This is a genomic window from Virgisporangium aurantiacum, from assembly GCF_016863635.1.
Classification (GTDB): Bacteria; Actinomycetota; Actinomycetes; order Mycobacteriales; family Micromonosporaceae; genus Virgisporangium; species Virgisporangium aurantiacum.
In genome coordinates, this window is sequence record NZ_BOPG01000013.1 from 88,483 (window position 1) to 109,151 (window position 20,669).

Below are 20,669 nucleotides of genomic sequence, written 5' to 3' on the forward strand. Positions count from 1 at the left end.
ATGTCCCGACGTCACCACGAGGTGCTGCGCCTGGCCGTCGACCTGGTGATCCTCACCGTGCGCGACCGCAGCTTCCAGGTGCTGCTGATCGAGCGCGGCAACCCGCCGTTCGCCGGACAGCTCGCCCTGCCCGGCGGCTTCCTGCGGCCGGGCGAGAGCCTCGAAGAGGCGGCAGCCCGCGAGCTGCTCGAGGAGACCGCCCTCGACGCCGGCTCCCTCCACCTGGAGCAGGTCGGCGCCTACGGCCACCCCGACCGCGACCCCCGCGGCCGCGTGGTGTCGGTGCCGTACCTGGCGATCGCGCCCAACCTGCCGACGCCGGTCGCCGGTTCCGACGCCATCGAGGCGCAGTGGCGACCGGTCGAACCGGTGCTGGCTTCACCCGGAAAGCTGGCCTTCGACCACGACGACATTCTCCGGGACGCGGTGGAGCAGGCCCGCCGCCAGCTCGAGTACACGACGCTGGCCACCCGGTTCTGCGGCGAGACGTTCACGATCGGCGAACTGCGCGACGTCTACGACCTCGTGTGGGGCATGCGCCTGGACCCGCGGAACTTCAACCGCAAGGTCACCAGGACCGACGGCTTCCTCCTGCCGACCGACGCCAAACGCACCCCGGAGACGGGCCGCCCGGCGACCCTGTACCGCCGCGGCCCCGCCGACGGTCTGCACCCCCCGATGCTCCGCGGCCGCGACCTCAGCTAGTCAGCTGTGCGCGGACGGCTTCGGCCTGGGTGCGGAGGTGGTCGGCGTTCGCCGCGGTGAAGCAGGTGACCGCGCGGTCCACGCGTTGGCGGGCCTCCGCCGGGCGGTCGGTCGCCCGGTACAGGTCGGCCTGGGACAGGGCGATGCGGCCCTCCAGCACGGCGTCGCCGGCGTGGCCCGCCATCTGGACGGCGACGCCCAGGTGGCGGTCGGCCACCGCGACCTCCCCGCTCGCGGCGGCGACGTCGCCGAGGCCGAAGTGCGCCCACGCGACGCCCACCTCGTCGGCGTCGTCGACGAGGTGCAGCACGGAGAGGAAGTGCTCCTTGGCCGACGCCGCGTCGCCGGTCTCCAGGTGTGCGCGGCCGAGCCAGTAGGTCGTCTGGACCTGCAGCAGCGGCTGGGTGAACTCGCGCGCGACGGCGCCGGCCTCGTCGAGCAGGCGCACGGCGCGCTCGGGGTGGCCGAGGTCGAGGTGCAACTGGCCGACGTAGCGCAGCGCCTGCCACCGGCCCAGCAGGTCACCGGCGGCGGTGTAGCCCTTGACCGCGCTCTGGAACGCCTCCAGCGCCTCGTCGAACCGGCCGGCGTGGCGCAGCGCGTTGCCGAGTGTCCGTAGCGCGATCGCCTCGCCGTGCACGTCGTCGGCCTGGCGGAACAGGTGGGCCGACCGTTGCAGGTCGTCGATGCCCGACACGCCGGGGCGCCGGCCGGTCACCAGGGCGGGCTGGCCGAGGATCGCGAGCAGGGCCGCCTCGCCGCGCACGTTGCCGGCCTTCCGGCAGGCGGCCAGCGCGACCTGGTGGGTGGCGGCCCAGTCGTCGAGGTAGTTGCGGCGGTTGTAGAACTCGTGGCTGGACACGGCCAGGTCCCACGCGATCTCCGTCAGCCCCAGTTCGCAGCAGTGCCGGACGGCCGCGCGGATGTTCAGCCGCTCGGTCTCGAACCACGTCATCGGCGACCGGCTGAGGGGTGCGAGGTCGACCCCCGGCAGGTCGACGAGCGCCGAGGTGCCGTGGACCACCTCGTAGTCGCCGCCGTAGATGGACCGGTGGGCGAGCCGCACCAGCGACAACAGCGTGCGGTAGACGCGTTCGACCACGGCGTTGCGCCACGACGGGCCGGCCGGGTCGTCGCGGGCGTACAGGCCGGCCAGCTCGTGGGTGAGCTCGTGGAACCGGTACCGGCCCTCGCCCGCCGGGCGGATCAGGTACCGGCCGGCCAGGCGGCGCAGCGGCTCGTACGGGTCGGCACCGGAGCCGGCATCGAGCACCGCCGCCGCCATCCACGGGGCGATGTCGGGCATCGGCAGCAGGCCCAGGCCGAGGAACAGCGTCCGGGCGCCGCCGTCGAGCCGGTCGATGCCCGCGCCGATCGTGCGGGCTACGCTGCGGTCGCGGAACACCAGCGACGTCAACGGCTGATCCGCCAGCCGCGTCGCCAACTCCGGCGCCGACGGCCCGCCGTCCTCACCCCGCAGCGCGCCGGCCACCCACACCGCCAGCGGCAGCCCCGCACACAGGTCGACGATGCGCGCCGCGGCCAACCGCTCGATGCCGCCACGCGCCGCCGTGGTGCGCACCCCGGCGTCGCGGACCACACGCTGGTACAGATCGAGGGCCTCGTCCCGATCCAAGGGCAGAAGCGCGGGGACGTGGTGGGCGCCGCCGAGCAACGGCAACCGCTGCCGCGCCGTCACCAGCACCGCGCACCCCGGATTGCCCGGGATCAGCGCCTCCACCTGTGCCTCGTCGTGCGCGTCGTCGAGGATCAGCAGCACCCGCTTGTCCGACAGCACACTGCGCAGCAGCGCCGCCCGCTCCTCCCGCAGATCGGGGATCCGGGACAGCCCGAACGCGCGCAGCACCTGGGCCAGCACCTCACCCGTCGGCGCCGGCTCCGGCCGGGTGCCGCCCAGCTCCACGAACAGCTGCCCGTCGGGGTAGCTGTCGGCGGCCCGGCGCGCCACGTGCACCGCCAACGCGGTCTTGCCGATCCCGCCCGGTCCGGTGAGCACCACCACCCGCGGCCCCGAGCCGGTGCGACTCAACAGCCACTGGACCTCCTGGACCACCTCACCGCGTCCCACGAAGTTGGCCGGCGCGGGCGGCAACTGCCTCGGCGTCACCATCGGATCGACCGCACGCGGAGGCCGCCGCGGCGCGACTCCCCCACGCACCGCGACCGCCTCGTCATCGCCCCGGGCGATGGCGTAGTTCAGCTCCCGCAGCCCCGGATCCGGGGTGGCACCGGCCGCCACCTCCAATGCCCCCGCGTACGCGTCGTAGACGTCGAGCGCCTCCATCGCGTGCCCGTTGTGGTACAGCGCCAGCATCAACTGCTCGGTCAACCGCTTGTCGGTCGGGTGGTAGCCGACCATGTGCCGCAGGTCGTCGAGCACCTCCGCGTGCCCGCCACGGGCGAACTCCAGGTCGCACAGCCGCACCAGGGCCCGCTTGCGGCGCGACGTCAGCTCCGCGCCCAACGTGACACCGAGGTCGCCCGGCACCCCCTCCAACGGATGCCGGCCCCGCCACAACCGCAACGCCTGCCGCAACAACGAGATCTCGACATCGGGCTGCCCGGCCACCTGCTCCGCGTCCCGGATAAGTCTTTCAAAGGTGAGCATGTCGTGATCGGCCTCGGCGACCCGCAGCTCGTACCCGAAACCCTTGTACGTGACCAGGTGATGGCCGCCCGGGAGACTGCCGAGGAACGTGCGGACGTAGGACGCCTGCTTGTCCAACTGGGTCGAGCGCACCTCGACCGCGCCCCAGGCCCACCGCATCAGCTCCGCGCGCGACACCCGCCGATTGGGGTTGATCAGCAGGACCGCGAGCACGGTCAACTGATGCCCCGTCGGCAACGGCGTCCGCCCGTCGCCGACAGCGAGCTGCCCGAGGATGCGAAAGATCATCGGCACGTCTCCATCCCATCCCCCCGTGCCGGTGCCTGTTCACTCGCCCTGACGGACGGTACGTGCGCGTATGGCCGGTCCGCTACCCAATGTTCGGGTCCTATCACCGATGCGGAAGGTCCGCGGAAGCTCAACCTGCCTCAATACGGTCATGAGAAACCCCCCGGTCCGGTACGTCCCGGGTCGGCCGACGGTGGGTCTGGCGGCGACCACGGTTGTCACGGCGTGGCTGGTCGCGGCGGTGGCGTTCGGCGTCGCCGTGCTGAGCGTCCGCGACTTCGATCCGGGCACCCTGCTCGCCGTGGCCCTCATGGGCGGCAGCGCGCAGACCGCCCGGCACGCCCGGGCCCGGCTGAAGGCGGCCCGCAAGGTCCGCGGCGAGGTGCCGCACCGCGTGCTGCGCCAGCGGTGGCACGGCGACCTCACCACGGTCAGCGCCGACGAGTACCGCGCGCTGCGCCCGATCGGCATGGCCCGGGCCGACGCCGTGCGCCGCACCGAGGAGCTGATCAGCCCGCTCACCGACATCCCGAGCGTGCGGATCTTCCGCGGCGTGCACCTCGGCGGTCCCGACCGCACCGTCGCCGCGTTCGCCGTCACCGCGGGCAGGTTGGTGCTGATCGTCGAACCGGTCGCGTGGCCGCCGGGCCACTACCTCATCGACGCGACCGGGCAGGTCCGGTGCGACTGCCGGTTCATCGGCCAGTCCGCCGGCCCGCTCGCGGCCGGGGTGGCCGCGCTGCGGGCCCGTCTTCCGCGCACCCACCGGGTGCGGGCGCTGGTGGCGGTCCTCCCCATCGCCGACGGCGCGTTCGTCCTTCCCGTTCCCACGAAGGAAGTGGCATGGACCCTCGCACGCGAGCTACCTATCACGATGCGTACCGAACTGGCGCGGCACCCGCGGACCGTCAGCCGGCACATCATCGCCGCGCTCGCCCCCGCCCCCGCCGGTTCCGACGGTTGACCCGTCGCGGCGATCCGCTCGTCGACCGGACGGCGCCGCTCGGTCACCGGCGGGCCGCCCGACCGCCGCGCCTCGCTCCCGCCGGCGTCGACGGTGACCGGGTGGCGGCGGCCCGCCGGGCCGTCCTGCTCGCCCCGGACCAGGCCGCGGACCACGTGCGGCTGGCCGACGCGTTCGAGGAGCTGGGCAACTGGCGGGAGGCGCTGCGCTGGTACCGCACCGCGCGCCGGCTCGACCCGGGCTGGTCGGTGCCGCAACTCGGCGCGGCCGCCGTGCACCTGCGGCTCGGCGCGTCCGCCGCCGCCCTGGAGATCCTCGAGACGCTGTACCGCACCACCGGCGGCGCCGAACCGGTCGGCGACCACTGGGCCGGCGCGCTCGCGGCGGTGGCCGAGCAGGTGCCCGTGGTCCGGGAGGACGACGTCTACTACATCACCCGCCGGTCGGAGCTCCAGCAGATGCGGCCGCTGCTGGCCCGGGCCGCCGCGGTGGCCGCCGATCCCGCCGTGGTCGAGCGGATCGCGGGCATCCGACGGTACGTGCGGCGGTGCCGGCGACTCGAGTTCACCGCCGGCTGGCTGCGCCATCCGGGCAACCCGTGGCCGTACGGCGCGCTCGGCGGTCTCGGCGCGGGAGCGGTCGCGGCGGCCGGGTTCGCGTGGTCGGGCGCCACCTCGTTGGGGGTGGTCGCGGTGGTGCTGCTCGCGGTCGGCGCGTACGCCGCCGGGCGGGCGGTGCTGATCCCGCGCTGGCGGCTCAACGGCTGGGCGTACGACCGTCAGGTCCACCGGGCCACGGCCACCCGGCCGTCCGTCGCCGGTCCCGTGGCCGAGCCGGCGTCACACGGCTCCGCGTGAGCTTGTCGCGGAGCGCGGCCGCGTCGTCGTGCCCGATGTCGTCGAGGATGCGCAGCGCCGACGACCACGCCGACCGGGCCCCGACGATGTCGCCCATCGCGTCGTGCGCGTCGCCGAGCCAGTGCCACGAGTCGGCCTCCGCGTACCGGTCGCCGACCTCCCGGTGCAGGGCGGCGGCCCGCCGGAAGTGGCCGGAGGCGGTCTCGGGCCGGCCCTTGAGCAGGTAGACGCCGCCCAACCGGTCGAGCGTGTCGGCGCGGCCGGCCGGGTCGTCCAGGTCCTGGTGCATGGCCCACGCACGGGTCAGGGTCGCCAGCGCCCGGTCGGCGTCGCCGAAGTCGATCAGGTGCCGGCCGACGCCGGCCAGCGCGTGGACGATGCCGAGCCGGTCCCCCTGCTTCTCGAAGATCGCGAGCGCGTGTTCGGTGCGCGCGAGCGCTTCCCGGCTGTCGCCGAGCGGGCCGGAGCCCCAGCCCCGGCCGGCCGCCGCCGGCGGCACCGCGTGGTGCGACGGTGGTTCCGCCGACGCCGTCTCCCGCTCCAGGACCCGCAGGTGCGCGGCGCGCAGCTCCGGGCCGGGCTCGATGCCGAGTTCCGCGCGGAGCCGTTCGCGGGTCGCCGCGTGCACGGCGAGCGCCGCCGCTCGGTCGCCGGCGGCCGCCAGGCCGAGCATCAGGCTCGCGGCCAGCCCCTCGTGCAGCGGCTCGTCGTCGGCCAGGGCCCGCAGCCAGCCCAGTGCCTCCGGCAGGTCGGCGGGGTGGGCGAGGTCGGCGTACGCGATGGTCGCCGTGATCCGGCGGGCGGTGAGGCCGGCGACCACCGGGTGGTACCGCAGGCCGGGCACGTCGGCGAGCACCGGGCCGCGCCACAGGCGCAGTGCCCGCGCGTAGCGGTCGCGGCACCCGTCGTGGTCGCTGTCGATCCGGGCGCGCTCGGCCGCGGTCACCAGTTCGGTGAACGTGGACGCGTCGAGCGCGGTCCGCAGCCGGTAACCGCCGCCGACCGACTCGACGCACCCGTCCGTGCCGAGCAGCCGGCGCAACTGCCCGACGCGGACGTGCACCTGTGCGCGCGCCGTACGCGGCGGCCGGTCGCCCCACAGTTCGGCCATGATCTCGTCGACCGGAACCGTGTCGGGCGCGTGCAACGCCAGCAGGCCCAGCAGGGTGCGCAGCATCGGTGCGCCGGCGTGCACCGGGTGCCCGTCCACCGTCGTCGCCAGCGGGCCGAGGATGCCGACACCCGCCGGCCCGCCCGGAGCCGGCCCGCCCGGAGCCGGCGCGGCTGCCGGCGGTGCGGCCGCTGGGGTGACCGGGCCGCCGTTGCGCCGCAGCAGGAGTTCGCGCTCGGCCGGGGTCAGGTCCATCGCCTCGGCCAGGCGGTCGATCGACGTCAGGTGCGGCCGGCGGCTTCGCCCGCGTTCGAGGTCGCGCAGCCCGCGTTCGCTCAGGCCGGCCCGGCCCGCCAACCCGGCCTGGGTGAGCCCGCTACGCGTCCGGTACCCGCGCAACAGCGACCCGAGATCGTCGTTGCCCCCGCCGAGCACGCTCTGGACGGTAGCGCACGTCGATTCTCCAGCGGGTGCGGGTGGACGATGCATGGACGATTCTGGTAACGAAGATCCGTTGGGCGACATTGTGGGAGGCGAGATCGTGCCGGAACCCCTCCGGGTGACGCTGTGGAACGAGTTCATCCACGAGCGCAAGGACGACAGTGTCCGGGCCATCTATCCCGATGGCATGCACACGGTGTGGGAACAGGCCCTGCACACCCACCTCGGCGACGCGGTGAGCGTCCGCTCCGCCTGGCTGGAGCAGCCCGACCACGGGCTGCCGGCCGACGTACTGGAGTCGACCGACGTCCTGTTCTGGTGGGGGCACATCGCGCACGGCGAGGTCGCCGACGCGGTGGCCGCGGCCGTGGCCGACCGGGTGCGCCGCGGGATGGGCCTGGTGGCGCTGCACTCCGCGCACTACTCGAAGGTGTTCCGGCTGCTGATGGGCACCACCTGCTCGTTGCGCTGGCGCAGCGCCCACGATCGTGAACTGGTGTGGACGGTCGATCCCACCCACCCGGTCGCGCACGGCGTCCCCTCGCCGATCGTCATCCCCGAGCAGGAGATGTACGGCGAGTTCTTCGACGTGCCCCCGCCCGACGACCTCGTCTTCATCAGCAGTTTCTCCGGCGGCGAGGTGTTCCGCGGCGGCTGCGGGTGGAAGCGCGGCTTCGGCCGGGTCTTCTACTTCAGCCCCGGCGACCAGGAGTACCCGGTGTACCACCACCCCGACGTGCAGCGGGTGCTGGCCAACGCCGCCTCGTGGGTCGCGCCGTCGTCTGTGCGCGGATCCGCCTACTCGGCCGACCACGCGCCGACGGGGTGGTTCGAGTGACCGCGCCGTTGCGGGTGGGCGTGGTCGGGCTCGGGTGGGCCGGCCGCACGCACGCCGAGAGCTTCCAGGCGCTGCCCGACGCCGAGGTGGTCGCGATCGCCGGCAAGGAGGCCGACCTCGCCGCCGCGGTGGCGCGCGACCTCGGCATCCCGGCCACCTACCCGGACTGGACCGACATGCTCGACGCCGGCGGCCTCGACGTCGTGAGCATCGCCACGCCGAACTCGCTGCACATGCCGATCGCGGTGGCCGCGATGAAGGCCGGCCTGCACGTGCTGTGCGAGAAGCCGCTCGCGTCCGACGCCGAGCAGGCGGCGGCGATGGTCGCCTGCGCCGAGGACACCGACCGGGTGCTGGAGACGGTCTTCAACCACCGCAACCGCGGCGACATGGCCCTGCTGCGGCAGATCGTCGGCGAGGGTGGACTCGGCGACATCTACTACGCCAAGGCGGCGTGGATGCGACGCCGCAACTACGAGGTGCGCGGCTGGTTCGCCAACCGCGACGCCGCCGGTGGCGGTCCGCTGATCGACCTCGGCGTGCACATGCTCGACATGCTGCTGACCCTGCTCGGCGAGCCCGAGGTCACCCGCGTCACCGGGTCGACCTACGCCGCGCTCGCGCCGCAGTGGCTGCAGGCGCAGGGCCGTGACCCGGCCACCTGGCAGGTCGAGGACCTGGCCACCGGGATGCTCCACACGGCCGGCGGCGCCACGCTCCTCCTCGAGGCGAGCTGGGCCGTCCACGGCCCCTACGCCGACGACGACATGAGCATCCACCTGCACGGGACGCGCGGCGGTGCGAGCGTGCGCGTCCAGGACTACGTCACCGGCCCGGTCAGGGTCTACCACGACGTCGCCGGCCGCCCCGCCGAGGTGGTCGTCGCCCCCGGCAAGGGCACCGGCCACGCCACCGTCGTCCGCGACTTCGTCCGGGCCGTCCGCAGCGGCGACTGGGCCCAGCACCGCGGCCACGCCGGCCTGGTCCGCTCGAAGATCATCAGCGCACTGTACGAGTCCGCCCGCAAAGGCACGGAGATCCGCCTCTAGGCCAGGCCCGCGGCGGCCACGGCGGCGGACACGCCGAGCAGGGCGCTCGCCGCCACGTACATCAGGGCGCGACCGCGGGCGCCGGTGCGGGCCAGCCGCAGCGTCTCGTAGCCGAACGTCGAGTACGTCGTCAGCGCGCCGCAGAAGCCCGTGCCGAGCAGGGCGCCGAGGCCCGACGAAACCGGCAGGGCGGTCAGGAAACCGAGCAGGGCCGAGCCGACCACGTTCACCAGCAGGGTCCCCCACGGGAAGCCCGGCCCCAGCCGCGACCGCACGAAACGGTCGGCCAGGTACCGGGTCGGCGCGCCGACCGCGGCGCCGAGCGCGACCAGCAGCAGCGTCACCGGAAGCAGCCGGTTTGTCGCCGAGTGAGGCGACGGAGCAGGCGTTCGGTCGCGAGAGTGCCGGCCCACACGGCGAGGAGCGCGGCGAGCAGGGTCCCGAGAAGGTAGAGCGCCGCGACAAGAAACCGGTCGTCGACCAGGAGGCGCCGGACGTCGACGGCGTACGCGGAGAACGTCGTGTACCCGCCCAGCACGCCCGGGCCGAGGAACGGCTGAAGCAACGGGCGGTCAAGAACCAGCGGCATCAGCGCCCCGATCAGCAGGCAGCCGGTGACGTTGATCGCCCACGTCGTCCAGATCGACGGGAAGGCAAAATGCAGGCCGTACCGGCACAGCGCGCCCACCACCCCGCCCGCCGCGACCGCGAGCACCGGCGGCCACAGCCGATCATGGGTTCGCACCGGCCCAGTATCGCCTCCTCCCACGGGAGGAGGCGGTCGGGACCGCGGGCGGGTCCCTACGATCCTCCCGGTCGCGACCGTGGTGGCATGCACAAGCCATTGAAGGTCCTCGCCGCCGTGATGTGCGGCCTCGCCGCGTTCTCCCTCGTCGGCCTCGTCGTCGACGACCGCACCGTGCTCGGCGTGCCGGTGTGGCTCAAGCCGCTGAAGTTCGGGCTCTCGTTCGGCGTCTACGCCGTCACGATGGCGTGGCTGATCCCGCACCTGACGAAAGCACAGAAGGTCGCCTGGTGGGCCGGCACCGTGATGGCGGTGTTCGGCCTGCTGGAGGTCGGGCTCATCGCGTTCCAGGCCGCCCGCGGCCGGATGAGCCACTTCAACCAGCAGACGGCCCTCGACGGGCAGATCTTCACGGCCATGGGCGTCACGATCGGGATCTTCTACCTGGGGGTGCTCGCGACCGCGGTCCTCCTGCTGATCCAGCGGGTGGGCGACCGCGCGCTCACCTGGACGCTGCGCCTCGGCCTGCTCATCGCGATGGTCGGCATGGGGCTCGGCTTCCTGATGGTGCTCCCCTCCGACGCGCAGATCGCGGCGGGCGAGCAGATCGTGGGCGCGCACAGCGTCGGGGTCGAGGACGGCGGGCCGGGCATGCCGGTCACCGGATGGAGCACGACCGGCGGCGACCTGCGCATCCCGCACTTCGTCGGCATGCACGCCCTGCAGATCCTGCCGCTGCTGCTGTTCGCGCTCACCCGGGTCGTCCGCGACGAAGCCGTCCGCCTGCGGCTGATGGTGGTCGCGGCCGCGACGTACGCGGCCGTGCTGGTGCTCGTCACCTGGCAGGCCCTGCGCGGACAGCCGCTGGTGCATCCGGATGCCGCGACGCTCGTCGCGGCCGGGCTGATCGCGGCGGTCGCGGCCGTCGGTGGTGCGGCAGCCATGGGACGCCGTGCGCGCGCCTAGGCTGTCACCCGTGCCCCGGCTGGGAATGCTGACCCGGTTCACCGACGACCGTTTCGCCTGGCTGCGGCTGACCCTGCTCGGCCTCAGCGGCGTCGGCTACCTGGTGCTGCGGCCGCACCCGGAGGAGACGTACGGCGCCGTCGACTGGGTCGCCGCCGTCGGGGCGCTGGCCCTGTGCCCGGTCGCCGTGCGGTGGCCGCTGGCCGGCTCGCTCGGGTCGTCGCTGGCGTACCTGGTGGGGGCATGCTTCGGGCAGGGCGACCCGGTGGTCCCGGAGGTCGGCTCCACCTGGATGCTGCTCGAACTGGCGCTGCGGGCGACGCAAAGGCACGTCGTCATCGGGACGGCGGCCGTGGTGGTCACGCACGTCGTCGACATCTGGCCGCACCTGCCCGGCAAGTTCCCGAACCTGGTGTTCGACCTGCTCATCTCGGCCGGGCTGCCGCTGCTGGTCGGCTCGAACATCCGGGCCAGCCGCCGGCTCGCCCGGCACGCCGAGCACCGGGCGACCGCCGAGGCACAGGCCGCCCGGTCCGACGAGCGGGCCGCGATCGCGCGCGAACTGCACGACATGGTCGCCCACCACGTCGCGTCGATGGTGCTGCGGGTCGGGGTGGCCCGGCACGTCCTGCCCGCCACCGACCCGCGGGTCACCGAGGTCTTCGACGACCTGCACGCCGGCGGCACCACCGCGCTGGCCGACCTGCGCCGGCTGGTGGCGGTGCTGCGCGACCCCGCGGCCGACGGCTCGGCGTACGTGCCGATCGAACCGGACGCGCTGCCCGACGCGCTGGCCACCACGGTCGACCGGGCCAGGCGGGCCGGGCTCACCGTCGACGCCACGATCGACCCGGCCGTCACCTCGCTCGACGCGGTGCGCGGGCTGGCCGTGCTCCGCCTCACCCAGGAGGGCCTCACGAACGTCGCCAAGCACGCGGGTCCGTCCGCCCGCGCGACGCTCACGGTGCGCGTCAACGCCGGCGCCGTCCACTGGGAGTTGATGGACGACGGCGGCGGGGCCGCGGTTCCGACCGCCCTGGCCTCGACGAACGACGGCCACGGCCTCGTCGGCATGCGCGAACGGGTCGAGGTCCTGGGCGGCTCGTTGACCGCCGGCGCCACCGGCACCGGCTGGCGCCTCGCCACCGTGCTGCCCGCCGCGGAGGACCGGTGATCCGCGTCCTGCTGGTCGACGACCAGCGTCTGGTGCGGGCCGGCCTGCGGATGCTGTGCGAGTCGGCGGCCGACATGGAGGTGGTCGGCGAGGCCGAGAACGGCCAGCAGGCGATCCGGCTGGCCGAGCAGGTGGCGCCCGACGTGATCCTGATGGACCTGCGCATGCCGCTCGTCGACGGCACCACGGCCACCGCCCGCATCCGCGCCGCCCGCCCCGCCGTGCGCGTGGTCGTCCTGACCACGTTCGACGACGACGACCACCTGTTCCCGGCGCTGGCCGCCGGCGCGTGCGGCTTCCTGGTCAAGGACGCGGCGCCGGAGGAACTGCTCGCCGCGATCCGCACCGCCGTCGCCGGCGAGACCCCGTTCAGCCCGGTGGTGCTGCGCCGCCTGGTCGACCGGGCGGTGCTGTCCACCCAGAAAGGGCCGGCACCGCTGCCGGCGTCGTTGACGGCCCGGGAGCGCGAGGTGCTCGCCCTGGTCGGCGCCGGCCTGTCGAACCGGGAGATCGGCGACCGCCTGCACATGGGCGTCACCACGGTGAAGACCCACGTGACCAGCCTGCTGGCCAAGACCGGCGCGCCGAACCGGATCCGGCTCGCCCTGCTCGCCGTCGGCTCAGACCCGCGGTGACTCCGTCCGGCCGCGCTTGAGCTCGAAGAAGCCCGGCGTGGTGGCGGCCAGCAGGACGCCGTCCCACAGCCGGCCGGCCGCCTCGCCGCGGGGCACCGGGCTGACCACCGGCCCGAAGAACGCCGTCCCCTCGACGTGGATCGCCGGCGTGCCGAGGTCCTCCCCACCGGGTCGAGCCCGGCGTGGTGGCTCAGCCGCAGGGCGTCGTCGTGGTCGGCGCGGTCGGCGGCGGCGGCGAGGTCGGGATCGAGGCCGGCCTCGGCGAGCGCCGCCCGGTACAGGTCGGCGCCGATGGGCTGCTTGTCGTGGTGGATGCGGTTGCCGAGCGCCGTGTAGAGGTCGCGCAGCGCCGGCGTGCCGTGCTTCCCCTCGGCGGCGACGGCCACCCGCACCGGGCCGAGCGTGTCCTTCAGCCACTCCGCGTACCAGGGTTCGAGACCGGTGCGCCCGTCGTTGAGCAGCCACAGGCTCATCACGTGGAAGCGCACCTCGACGTCGCGGACGCGCTCCACCTCCAGCAACCATCGGGACGCGTTCCACGCCCAGGGGCACTTCGGGTCGAACCACATGTCGGCGACGATCATGCGTCCAGCCTCCGCCGCGCGATTGGCCCGGAGAAGGGCCAATTCCGCCACTTCCCGCTGGGCCAATCCCGATGCGAGCGCTACGCGTTCTTGCGGCGGCTCAGCTCGCTCACGTGCTCCAGCAGCGTGATCAGCACATGCTTGCTCGACTCCCGCTGACGCGCGTCGCACAGCAGCACCGGCACACCGTCGTCGAGGTTCAGGGCCAGCTGGACGTCCTCCAGGTCATACTGCTTCGCGCCCTCGAAACAGTTCACCGCCACCACGAACGGCGTCCCGCGCCGCTCGAAGTAGTCGACCGACGGGAAGCAGTCGGCCAGCCGCCGGGTGTCGGCCAGCACCACCGCGCCCAGCGCGCCGATGGCCAGCTCGTCCCACACGAACCAGAACCGGTCCTGCCCCGGCGTCCCGAAAAGGTAGAGCACCAGCGACGGCGACAACGTGATCCGGCCGAAGTCCATCGCGACCGTCGTCGTCGACTTTCCCTCGACGCCGGCCAGGTCGTCGATGCCGACGCCCTCCTCGGTGAGCACCTCCTCGGTGCGCAGCGGACCCGTCTCGGTCACCGCGCCGACCATCGTGGTCTTGCCCGCGCCGAACCCACCGGCGATCACTATCTTGATCGTGGTCGGCAACACGGCAGCCGGAGCGGCCTCAGAGCGCACGGAGTCCATTGATCGCCGCCTCGATGATGCTCGTGTCGGTGAACCCGTCCGGTGCCGCGGGTTCCTGGACGTGGACCAGTTCCCGCTCCAGCAGGTCGCCGAGCATGACCCGGATGGTGCCGAGCGGCAGCTTCAGATAGGCGGCCAGTTCGGCGACCGAGAGCGGACGGTCGGCGAGCTTGAGGATCGCCGTGTGCTCCGGCCCGAGCCCGGCGTCCATCGACGTCGGCGTGCGGACGGTCGTCACCAGCGAGATGATGTCGAACTCGCCGCGCGCGTGCCGGGTGCGGCCGCGGGTCATCGCGTAGGGCCGCACCACCGGGCCGGCGTGGTCGTCGACCCACAGTTCCTCGGGCGGAGACGAAGGCGAGTCACTCATCGGGCGTGCGCTCCGGCGAGGTGAGGAACCGGTCGGCGCGGGTCACGAGCATGTTCATCTCGTAGGCGATCAGCCCCAGGTCGGCGTCCTCGGCCGCCAGCACCGCGAGGCAGGCGCCGTGCCCGGCGGCCGTGATCAGCAGGAACGACGATTCCATCTCGACGATCACCTGCTGCACCGGCCCGCCGCGGAACCGCTTGCCGGCGCCACGCGACAGGCTCTGTATCCCGGAGGCGATCGCGGCCAGGTGCTCGGCGTCGTCCTTGTTCATCCCCTGCGACGACGCCTTGAGCAGCCCGTCGACGGAGAGCACGACGGCGTGCTCGGCTTGCTTCACCCGACCGACGAGGTCGTCGAGCAACCAGGTCAGGTCGACGTTAGGAGTCGCCATCTGCGCCCTCTCGTTGTGCCTCGTCATCACTGCTGTCGTCATGCGGGCGGGGTGCCTCGGCCCGGGCCCGGCGGGTGCCGGCCTGGTACGACGCGATCATGCTGCGGACCTTCTCCGGCGGCCGCACGGACGAAGCGGCGTCCGCGGCGGAAGCGGCGACGGCCTCGTCCGGGCCCGGGGCGGAGGTCCGTAACGGCTCGGCGAGCGCGGCCTGCCGGTTGCGCACCGGCAGCCCGGTCGGGGTGTGGCGCTGCACCGGCGGCGTGGTCGTCGGTGCCGGCCCTTCCGCCGGCGCCGGGCCCGGCGTGGTGTCAATGCGGGGTGACGGAGATACGTCCCCGTCGTTCCGCGGCGGCTCGGCGCGGTGGGCCTCCTCCGCCGCCCGGGCGCCGACCGCCGCGGGCACGGCCACCGGTTCGGGGGTCACCTCGTCGATGAGGTCGCGCGGGATCAGGACGATCGCCGTCGTCCCCCCGTACGGCGACTCGCGGAGCTGGATCCGCATCCCGTGCCGCTCGGCCAGCCGGCTCACCACGAACAGCCCGAGCCGCACCGCGCTGAGGTTGAACTCGGGCGGGTTGGCGATCCGCACGTTCGCCGCGGCGAGCTCCGCCGACGTCATGCCGAGACCGCGGTCCTCGATCTCCACCACGTAGCCGTTGGCCACCAGCTGGCTGCGGATCTGGACCTCGGTGTGCGGCGGCGAGAACGACAACGCGTTCTCGATCAGCTCGGCCAGCAGGTGGATGACGTCGCTGACGGCGCGACCGGCCAGCCCGTAGTCGCCGGCCGGCAGCACCGTCACCCGGGTATAGTCCTCGACCTCGGCGACCGCGCCGCGGATCACGTCCACCATCGGGACGCTGCGCCGCCAGGCCCGGCCCGGTGTGGCGCCGGACAGCACGATGAGGTTCTCGGCGTTGCGCCGCATCCGGGTCGCGAGATGGTCGAGGCGGAACAGGTCGTCGAGCTGGTTCGCGTTGTCGTGCCGGCGTTCCATCTCGTCGAGCAGGGTGAGCTGCCGGTGCACGAGGGCCTGCGTGCGCCGGGCCAGGTTGAGGAAGACGTCGCGCACGCCGCGCCGCAGCTCGGCCTGCTCGACGGCGACCCGCACGGCCGTCTCCTGCACGACGTTGAACGTCTGGCCGACCTGGCCGATCTCGTCGGTACCGAACGCCAGCGGCGGCGCCTCGGTCGCGACGTCGACGGTCTCGCCCCGGCTGAGCCGGTCGACGACGCCGGGCAGGCGCTCGTTGGCGAGGTGCCGGGCCGCCTCGCGCAGCCGCTCCAACTGCTTGAGCAGCGCCCGCGCCGTCGTGATCGCCACGATGATCGACGCGATGACCGTGAGCAGCCCGAGCCCGGCGGCGAGCAGCACCCGCAGCACGACCCAGATCGCGACCGGCGTGGCCCGCTCCACCATCTGGTCGCCGCCGGTGGTGACGACGTCGTTGAGCGCCTGCAGGGCGGCGTCGGCGGAGGCCCGCCACGCGCCGGAGACCAGCGGGAGCCGCAGCGCCGGCCGCGTCTCGGCGATGAGCTTGTCCTCCAACCCCGTGAGCTGGGTGAAGGGTGTGCTGGCGAGCAGCGCGTCGTAGCGCCCGCGGTCGCTGTCGGAGAGGTTGGCGGCCGCCCGCGCGGCGATCAGCCGGTGGTTGCCGACGAACTGGGTGAACCGGACGTACTCGAGGTCGGTCAGGTTGCCCGCGGCGAGCGCGCCGGTGACCAGCGCGTCCTCCTGCGACATCAGCTCCCGGGCCTTGTAGAGCTCGGTGAGCGCCTTGATGTCGTCGGCGATCTCCACGTCATCGAGCTGGCCGAGCGCGTCGTAGACCTCGAAGATCGAGGTGACGACCGCCGTATACGCGTCGGCGGCGGCGACCCGGTCGACGCCCCGGTTGTCGATGTCCGAGCGCAGCTGGGGCAGCTCGTCGAGGAGCGCGACCAGCGCGTCGACCCGCTTCTCCAGTTCGTCGTCGGCGGCCATGCCGACGAGGTTGCCCCGGACGGACTCGCGGAACGTCGCCATCTCGTCGTCGGCCCGCACGCGCACGGCGTCGAGCTCGGCCGACTTCGGCCCGGTGACGGACCCGAGGTAGCCCACCGACAGCCGCCGTTCCATCTGCAGGTCGAGCAGGAGTGGTTCGCTTGGCTCGTAGATCCCGGTGTTGTAGGTCTGCACCCACAGCAGGTTGAGGCCGTCGCGCAGGGTCACCCACGCCGCGAACGCCCACAACGCGGTCAGGGAGAGCAGGAGAGCGACGATCTTGGTACGCAGGCGCGAACCGCGGGAGCGCATCACCGGGGCACGCTATCAGTACATCCTTCGCATTCCAACATAAACATTTGCGAAGCGTGATCTTCCAGATGCGCACCGACGATCTACGTCGATGGACCACGGCCCATGTCGCGGCCCACGTCGCGGCCCAGGTGCAGGGCGGCGATCGTCGCGGCCCGGACGATCGCGGCCGGCCGGTAGAGATCCTTGTCGTGCCACAGCGCGGGTCCCGGCCGATCGATCGTCGCCTGTAGATACGCACGACCACGGGCGGCCGCCTCCCCGATCCGCGGATCGGGCGCCGACCGGACTCCCAGCAGCACGTGCATCGCGTACGCGGTCTCCTCCGTGGTGCCGGCCCATCTCCCCCACGAACCGTCGGGCCGTTGGGTGGCGAGAACCCATGCCGCCGCCCGGTCGATAGCGGTCGCGACGGCCCGGGACGCCGTACCGATCCGGCCGAAACGATCGAGCGCGAGCACGCAGCACGATGTCGCATAGTACAAAGACGCATGCCATCGGTCGATCCACGAACCGTCGGCATTTTGTTGTTCGCAAAGCCAGATCGCCAGCTGTTCCACCGCAATCGCATGGTTGTGGCCTGATTCGCCGTGGTGGATCCCGAACGCATCGAGAACATGCGCATTCGTGGTGACTGATACACCGTTCTCGCCGGGCCAGGTGCAGAACTGCGGGCCGACCCGGTACGCCCACAGGCAGCCGGGATCCACCGGCTGGCCGAGCAGCGCGAGGGCGTACAGCGTCACCGAGGTCGTGTCGGCGTCCGCCGGCAGGCCCGGGCCGGCCGCGGTGCCGTCGGGGCCGAGCGCCGCGGCCAGCTCACGCACCATCCCGCCCACCGGTTCCGGCCCGGCCGGCATTGGGACGCCCGCGCGGGCCAGCGTGCTGAGCACCCACGACCGCTCGAACACGGTGGTGGGCACCGCGCACGGCACCGGCCCGCCGTGCCGCCGTGCCACGGTGTCCAGGTAGCTGCGCGCCGCGTCGACGCCGCCGATGCTCGGTGCCGACGCGACCGGCCCGCTTCCGAGCCAGGCCGCCGTCGCGGCGGGTGAGGCACCGACGCCGCCCGGCCCGGCGGGACGCGCGTCGGGCGCGTCGCGCACGAGGTCGGCCACGGTCTCGGCGGCGTGCAGGAGCTTGTACGGAACCGGTGCGCCCGACTCCAGCGAGCGGCGCACCGCGATGAGCCGGCCCGCGTCCATGCCGGCCGGCAGCGGTAGCGGTGGGCGCCCGCCGGTGCGGCCGTTCACCTGGCCGACGAGCACGGGGATCAGCAGGTCGGCTGCCGGGGTGTCGGGCAGCGTCGCGGCGTCGGCGCGGGTCAGCAGGTCGAGGAGCGCGCGCAGTCCGCGGTCGGCCGCCGCGGCGATCCGGCGTTCGCCGTCGGTGTCGGCCCGGTCGAGCGTCGCCAGCAGCGCCTCGACCGCGCTCAACGTGGGGACGATCGCGTACCCGTCGGGCGCGCCCCACGAGCCGTCCGGCCGCTGGTTCGCCAGGAGCCACCGCACCCGGTCGGCGTGCCCGGTCAGCCACGGGGCCAGCGTCACCAGTCGGCCGGTCTCGTACACCGACGGCGACGTCTGGCCCCACGGTTCGCGGGCCATGCCGTCGAGCAGGTCCCGCACGACCCGGTCCTGCTCGACCCGGTCCCGGCCGGTGGCCGGCAGGCTCACAGACGTCCCCAGAAATCACCGACCCGGTAGAAGCCGGAGCTGAATCCGATCTGCCGGGCCAGGTACACCGCCTCCCGCGGGCAGCGGTCGGTGAGCGGTTCCAGCCGGCCCAGACAGTCCTCGACGAGGGCGGCGATCCGCGCGGTCACCTCCGCCCGGTCGACGCCGAGCATCAGCGCGTTCAGGTCGCCCCAGCCCACGTCGCGGTCGTACGTGGCCAGGTCGTTGACCAGCCGCAGCACCCGTTGCACGAGCCGGCCCGCCGCGGTGAGGTCGGGCAGGTGCGCCAGGCTGTCCGGCTCGCCCATGGCGATCCAGTGCGAGACGTTGACGAACGACGAACCGAAGTTGTCGGCGTTGTCGAGGTACCGCTCGATCGACGGCAGCGGGCCGCCGGCGGCGTGGTCGAGCGTCCATCGCCGCTCGCGCGCCATCGCGGTCAGCATCCGCCGCAGCTCGGCCCGCCAGGCGCGGTGCCCGCCGGGTCCGACGCCGAGGAGGTCCCTGATCTCGGCCAGGAACCGGCCGAGCGGGTCGTCGTCGCCGGGGTCGTGCCCGTCGGCCACGGCCAGGCAGCGCGCCACGACGGCGTCCGCCTCGCCGGCCGACCGGCTGAGGTAGTCGATCCGCCAGTCGGCGGCGAAGACCCACAACGCCGCCCGGTTCGCGGCCGTCAACTGGTCGCGCGAGCACCACGGCGCGCCGTACGCCGTGGCCAGCGCGACCGAGCTGAACAGCGTCCCGTCGAAGGGTTCCGGTGGAAAAATGGCGGGATACGCGGCGGCGCGTCCGGCGAGATCGCGCTGGCCACCGGCGGCCAGCGCGCTGATCCGTCCGCTCTCGGCCGCCGCCGAGAGCGCTTCCGCGAGCATCAACGCGCGGCCGCGTGATCGCGCGGGGTCAGCGTCAGTTCGACCTTGTCCTTCGGACGCAGGGACGCCGCGACCTGCGTTGCCGGCAGCCCCTTCGACCGCAGCCGGAACCGGAACCGGCCGAGGACGGCGGCGACGATCAGCTGCGCCTCCACGTAGAACAGGTACTGGCCGAGGCACTGGTGCGGCCCGCCGCCGAACGGGTAGTGCGCGTACCGGTGGCGGCGCTCGGCGCGGTCCGGCGCGAACCGGTCCGGGTCGAACTCCGCCGGCCGCTCCCAGAACGCGTCCATGCGTTGGGTGATGTACGGGCTGATGAGGATGTCGGCGCCCGTCGGGATCCGGACGCCGTCGACGACGTCCTCGCCGGCCGCGACCCGCGGGATCAGCCAGCCGACCGGGTACAGGCGCAGCAGTTCGTCGAGCACCATCCGGGTGTAGGTCAGCCGGGCCAGGTGCTCGCGGCGCACCGGGCCGGCGCCCACGACGTCGTCGACCTCCGTGTACAGCCGCTCGGCCACGTCGGGGTGGGCGTCGAGGATCGGCCACAGGAAGGTGAGGACGCCGAACGTCGTCTCGGTGGTGGTCGCGAACATGGCGACGGTGTCGTTGCGCACCTGGCGGTCGTCGAGGTCGCCGCCGTCGGCCGCCGTGGCCCGGCCGAGCGTCGAGATGATGTCGTCGCCGCCGTCCGGCGCGGTGCGGGCCCGCCGCACCACGGGCAGCAGCACGTCGTCGATCTGGCGCACGGCGTCGCGGAACGCGCGGTCGCCCGGCATCGGAACGGCGTTCGGGACGAACGGCACGAGCAGCCGCACCAGGATCGCCGTGGCGATCGTGTTCTGTGCGGCGACGATCCGCAGCGCGTCGGGCACCGACACCTTGTCGGCGAACAGGGTGCGCATGATCGTCCGGCACACGATGCGCGACAGTTCGGCGCCGATGTCGACGACCGTCTCCGCCGGGACGTCGTCGACCCCCGCCGCGACCTCGGCGGCCATCGCGTCGACGAGCGCGTCGACGCGGCGGGCCGTGAACATCGGCTGCAACGTCTTCCGGCTGGCCTGCCACACCTGGCCCTCGGACATGATGCCCTCGCCGAAGAGCCGTTTTATCGACCCCCACAGCATGCCCTTGCCGTCGCGGACGTAGTTCGGGGCGTTGTCCCGCAGAATCCGCTGGACGTGCGCCGGGTTCGTCACCAGAAACGGGCGGAACGAGCCGAGATTGAGCCGTACCACGGCGCCGTCGGCCTGGTTGCCGAATGCGACGAGGGCACCTAGTGGATCGCGGATCAGGGCGGGAAGGGCCTTGTGAACGGGTACCGACACGGCCTTGTGGGCTGTCGGATTGTGCATTTCAGACACCGTTCGATGATCGCATCCGTGATCATCCGAAGCT

The 20,669-nt window shown here is 73.4% G+C and carries 19 protein-coding genes and 1 pseudogene; 8 read left to right on the plus strand and 12 right to left on the minus strand.

Features of this window, described 5'->3' with window-relative positions; all coding sequences use genetic code 11:
- A complete protein-coding gene (locus Vau01_RS12695) occupies positions 1-705 on the plus strand; it encodes an NUDIX domain-containing protein (RefSeq protein ID WP_203991266.1) in 705 nt (234 codons plus the stop codon).
- Here Vau01_RS12695 and Vau01_RS12700 read toward each other — a convergent pair.
- Positions 698-3,622, minus strand: coding sequence for an AfsR/SARP family transcriptional regulator (locus Vau01_RS12700; RefSeq protein WP_203991269.1), 2,925 nt, complete (start codon positions 3,620-3,622; stop codon positions 698-700). The genes Vau01_RS12695 and Vau01_RS12700 overlap by 8 nt on opposite strands.
- Positions 3,623-3,773: 151 nt before the next feature.
- Here Vau01_RS12700 and Vau01_RS12705 point away from each other — a divergent pair, with 151 nt between their 5' ends.
- Positions 3,774-4,586: a hypothetical protein gene (locus Vau01_RS12705; RefSeq protein ID WP_203991272.1), complete on the plus strand. Its 813-nt coding sequence runs from the start codon at positions 3,774-3,776 to the stop codon at positions 4,584-4,586.
- Entirely contained in the window at positions 4,583-5,443 is an 861-nt protein-coding gene (locus Vau01_RS12710; RefSeq protein WP_203991274.1) for a tetratricopeptide repeat protein, read from the plus strand. The genes Vau01_RS12705 and Vau01_RS12710 overlap by 4 nt, the downstream gene beginning before the upstream one ends.
- Here the strand turns inward: Vau01_RS12710 and Vau01_RS12715 are convergent.
- Complete coding sequence (locus tag Vau01_RS12715) at positions 5,343-6,989, minus strand: BTAD domain-containing putative transcriptional regulator (RefSeq protein ID WP_203991277.1); 1,647 nt, start codon at positions 6,987-6,989, stop codon at positions 5,343-5,345. The genes Vau01_RS12710 and Vau01_RS12715 overlap by 101 nt on opposite strands.
- Positions 6,990-7,041: 52 nt before the next feature.
- On the opposite strand from Vau01_RS12715, the gene Vau01_RS12720 reads away from it, so the two are divergent.
- The gene (locus tag Vau01_RS12720) at positions 7,042-7,833 is read left to right on the plus strand and encodes a ThuA domain-containing protein (RefSeq protein WP_203991281.1); all 792 of its coding nucleotides are present in this window, start codon (positions 7,042-7,044) and stop codon (positions 7,831-7,833) included.
- Positions 7,830-8,882, plus strand: coding sequence for a Gfo/Idh/MocA family protein (locus Vau01_RS12725; protein ID WP_203991284.1), 1,053 nt, complete (start codon positions 7,830-7,832; stop codon positions 8,880-8,882). Before Vau01_RS12720 ends, Vau01_RS12725 begins: the two co-directional genes overlap by 4 nt.
- Here Vau01_RS12725 and Vau01_RS12730 read toward each other — a convergent pair.
- Together Vau01_RS12730 and Vau01_RS12735 are read right to left on the minus strand one after the other, a co-directional pair.
- Positions 8,879-9,226, minus strand: a complete 348-nt coding sequence (locus Vau01_RS12730; protein ID WP_203991287.1) for a fluoride efflux transporter FluC — start codon at positions 9,224-9,226, stop codon at positions 8,879-8,881. The two genes, Vau01_RS12725 and Vau01_RS12730, sit on opposite strands and share 4 nt — an antisense overlap.
- Positions 9,223-9,627 carry a fluoride efflux transporter FluC gene (locus Vau01_RS12735; protein ID WP_239151539.1) on the minus strand — a complete coding sequence of 135 codons (405 nt, stop codon included), beginning with the start codon at positions 9,625-9,627 and terminating at the stop codon, positions 9,223-9,225. Before Vau01_RS12735 ends, Vau01_RS12730 begins: the two co-directional genes overlap by 4 nt.
- 87 nt (positions 9,628-9,714) lie before the next feature.
- Between Vau01_RS12735 and Vau01_RS12740 the strand changes: the two genes are divergently transcribed.
- Genes Vau01_RS12740 through Vau01_RS12750 form a run of 3 tightly spaced genes read left to right on the plus strand, consistent with a single transcriptional unit; the run spans position 9,715 to position 12,402 of the window.
- Positions 9,715-10,593 carry a hypothetical protein gene (locus Vau01_RS12740; RefSeq protein ID WP_203991292.1) on the plus strand — a complete coding sequence of 293 codons (879 nt, stop codon included), beginning with the start codon at positions 9,715-9,717 and terminating at the stop codon, positions 10,591-10,593.
- 10 nt (positions 10,594-10,603) lie between these two features.
- Positions 10,604-11,767 (plus strand): sensor histidine kinase, encoded by a 1,164-nt coding sequence (locus tag Vau01_RS12745; protein WP_239151540.1) that lies wholly within the window; start codon positions 10,604-10,606, stop codon positions 11,765-11,767.
- Entirely contained in the window at positions 11,764-12,402 is a 639-nt protein-coding gene (locus Vau01_RS12750; protein ID WP_203991295.1) for a response regulator, read from the plus strand. Before Vau01_RS12745 ends, Vau01_RS12750 begins: the two co-directional genes overlap by 4 nt.
- Here the strand turns inward: Vau01_RS12750 and Vau01_RS12755 are convergent.
- From Vau01_RS12755 to Vau01_RS12790, 8 genes and pseudogenes are all read right to left on the minus strand, one after another.
- A pseudogene (locus tag Vau01_RS12755) lies at positions 12,388-12,986 on the minus strand (mycothiol-dependent nitroreductase Rv2466c family protein). The gene Vau01_RS12750 and the pseudogene Vau01_RS12755 overlap by 15 nt on opposite strands.
- An 80-nt stretch (positions 12,987-13,066) precedes the next feature.
- Entirely contained in the window at positions 13,067-13,660 is a 594-nt protein-coding gene (locus Vau01_RS12760) for a GTP-binding protein (RefSeq protein ID WP_203991298.1), read from the minus strand.
- A complete protein-coding gene (locus Vau01_RS12765; RefSeq protein ID WP_203991300.1) occupies positions 13,641-14,030 on the minus strand; it encodes a DUF742 domain-containing protein in 390 nt (129 codons plus the stop codon). The genes Vau01_RS12760 and Vau01_RS12765 overlap by 20 nt, the downstream gene beginning before the upstream one ends.
- Positions 14,023-14,421 carry a roadblock/LC7 domain-containing protein gene (locus tag Vau01_RS12770; protein ID WP_203991302.1) on the minus strand — a complete coding sequence of 133 codons (399 nt, stop codon included), beginning with the start codon at positions 14,419-14,421 and terminating at the stop codon, positions 14,023-14,025. The genes Vau01_RS12765 and Vau01_RS12770 overlap by 8 nt, the downstream gene beginning before the upstream one ends.
- Positions 14,408-16,720, minus strand: a complete 2,313-nt coding sequence (locus Vau01_RS12775) for a sensor histidine kinase (RefSeq protein WP_203991431.1) — start codon at positions 16,718-16,720, stop codon at positions 14,408-14,410. The genes Vau01_RS12770 and Vau01_RS12775 overlap by 14 nt, the downstream gene beginning before the upstream one ends.
- Positions 16,721-16,803: 83 nt before the next feature.
- Positions 16,804-18,396, minus strand: coding sequence for a prenyltransferase/squalene oxidase repeat-containing protein (locus Vau01_RS12780; RefSeq protein WP_239151541.1), 1,593 nt, complete (start codon positions 18,394-18,396; stop codon positions 16,804-16,806).
- Positions 18,393-19,268 (minus strand): terpene synthase family protein, encoded by an 876-nt coding sequence (locus Vau01_RS12785; protein WP_203991304.1) that lies wholly within the window; start codon positions 19,266-19,268, stop codon positions 18,393-18,395. Before Vau01_RS12785 ends, Vau01_RS12780 begins: the two co-directional genes overlap by 4 nt.
- Positions 19,268-20,626 (minus strand): cytochrome P450, encoded by a 1,359-nt coding sequence (locus Vau01_RS12790; protein ID WP_203991314.1) that lies wholly within the window; start codon positions 20,624-20,626, stop codon positions 19,268-19,270. Before Vau01_RS12790 ends, Vau01_RS12785 begins: the two co-directional genes overlap by 1 nt.
- Positions 20,627-20,669 lie beyond the last annotated feature (43 nt).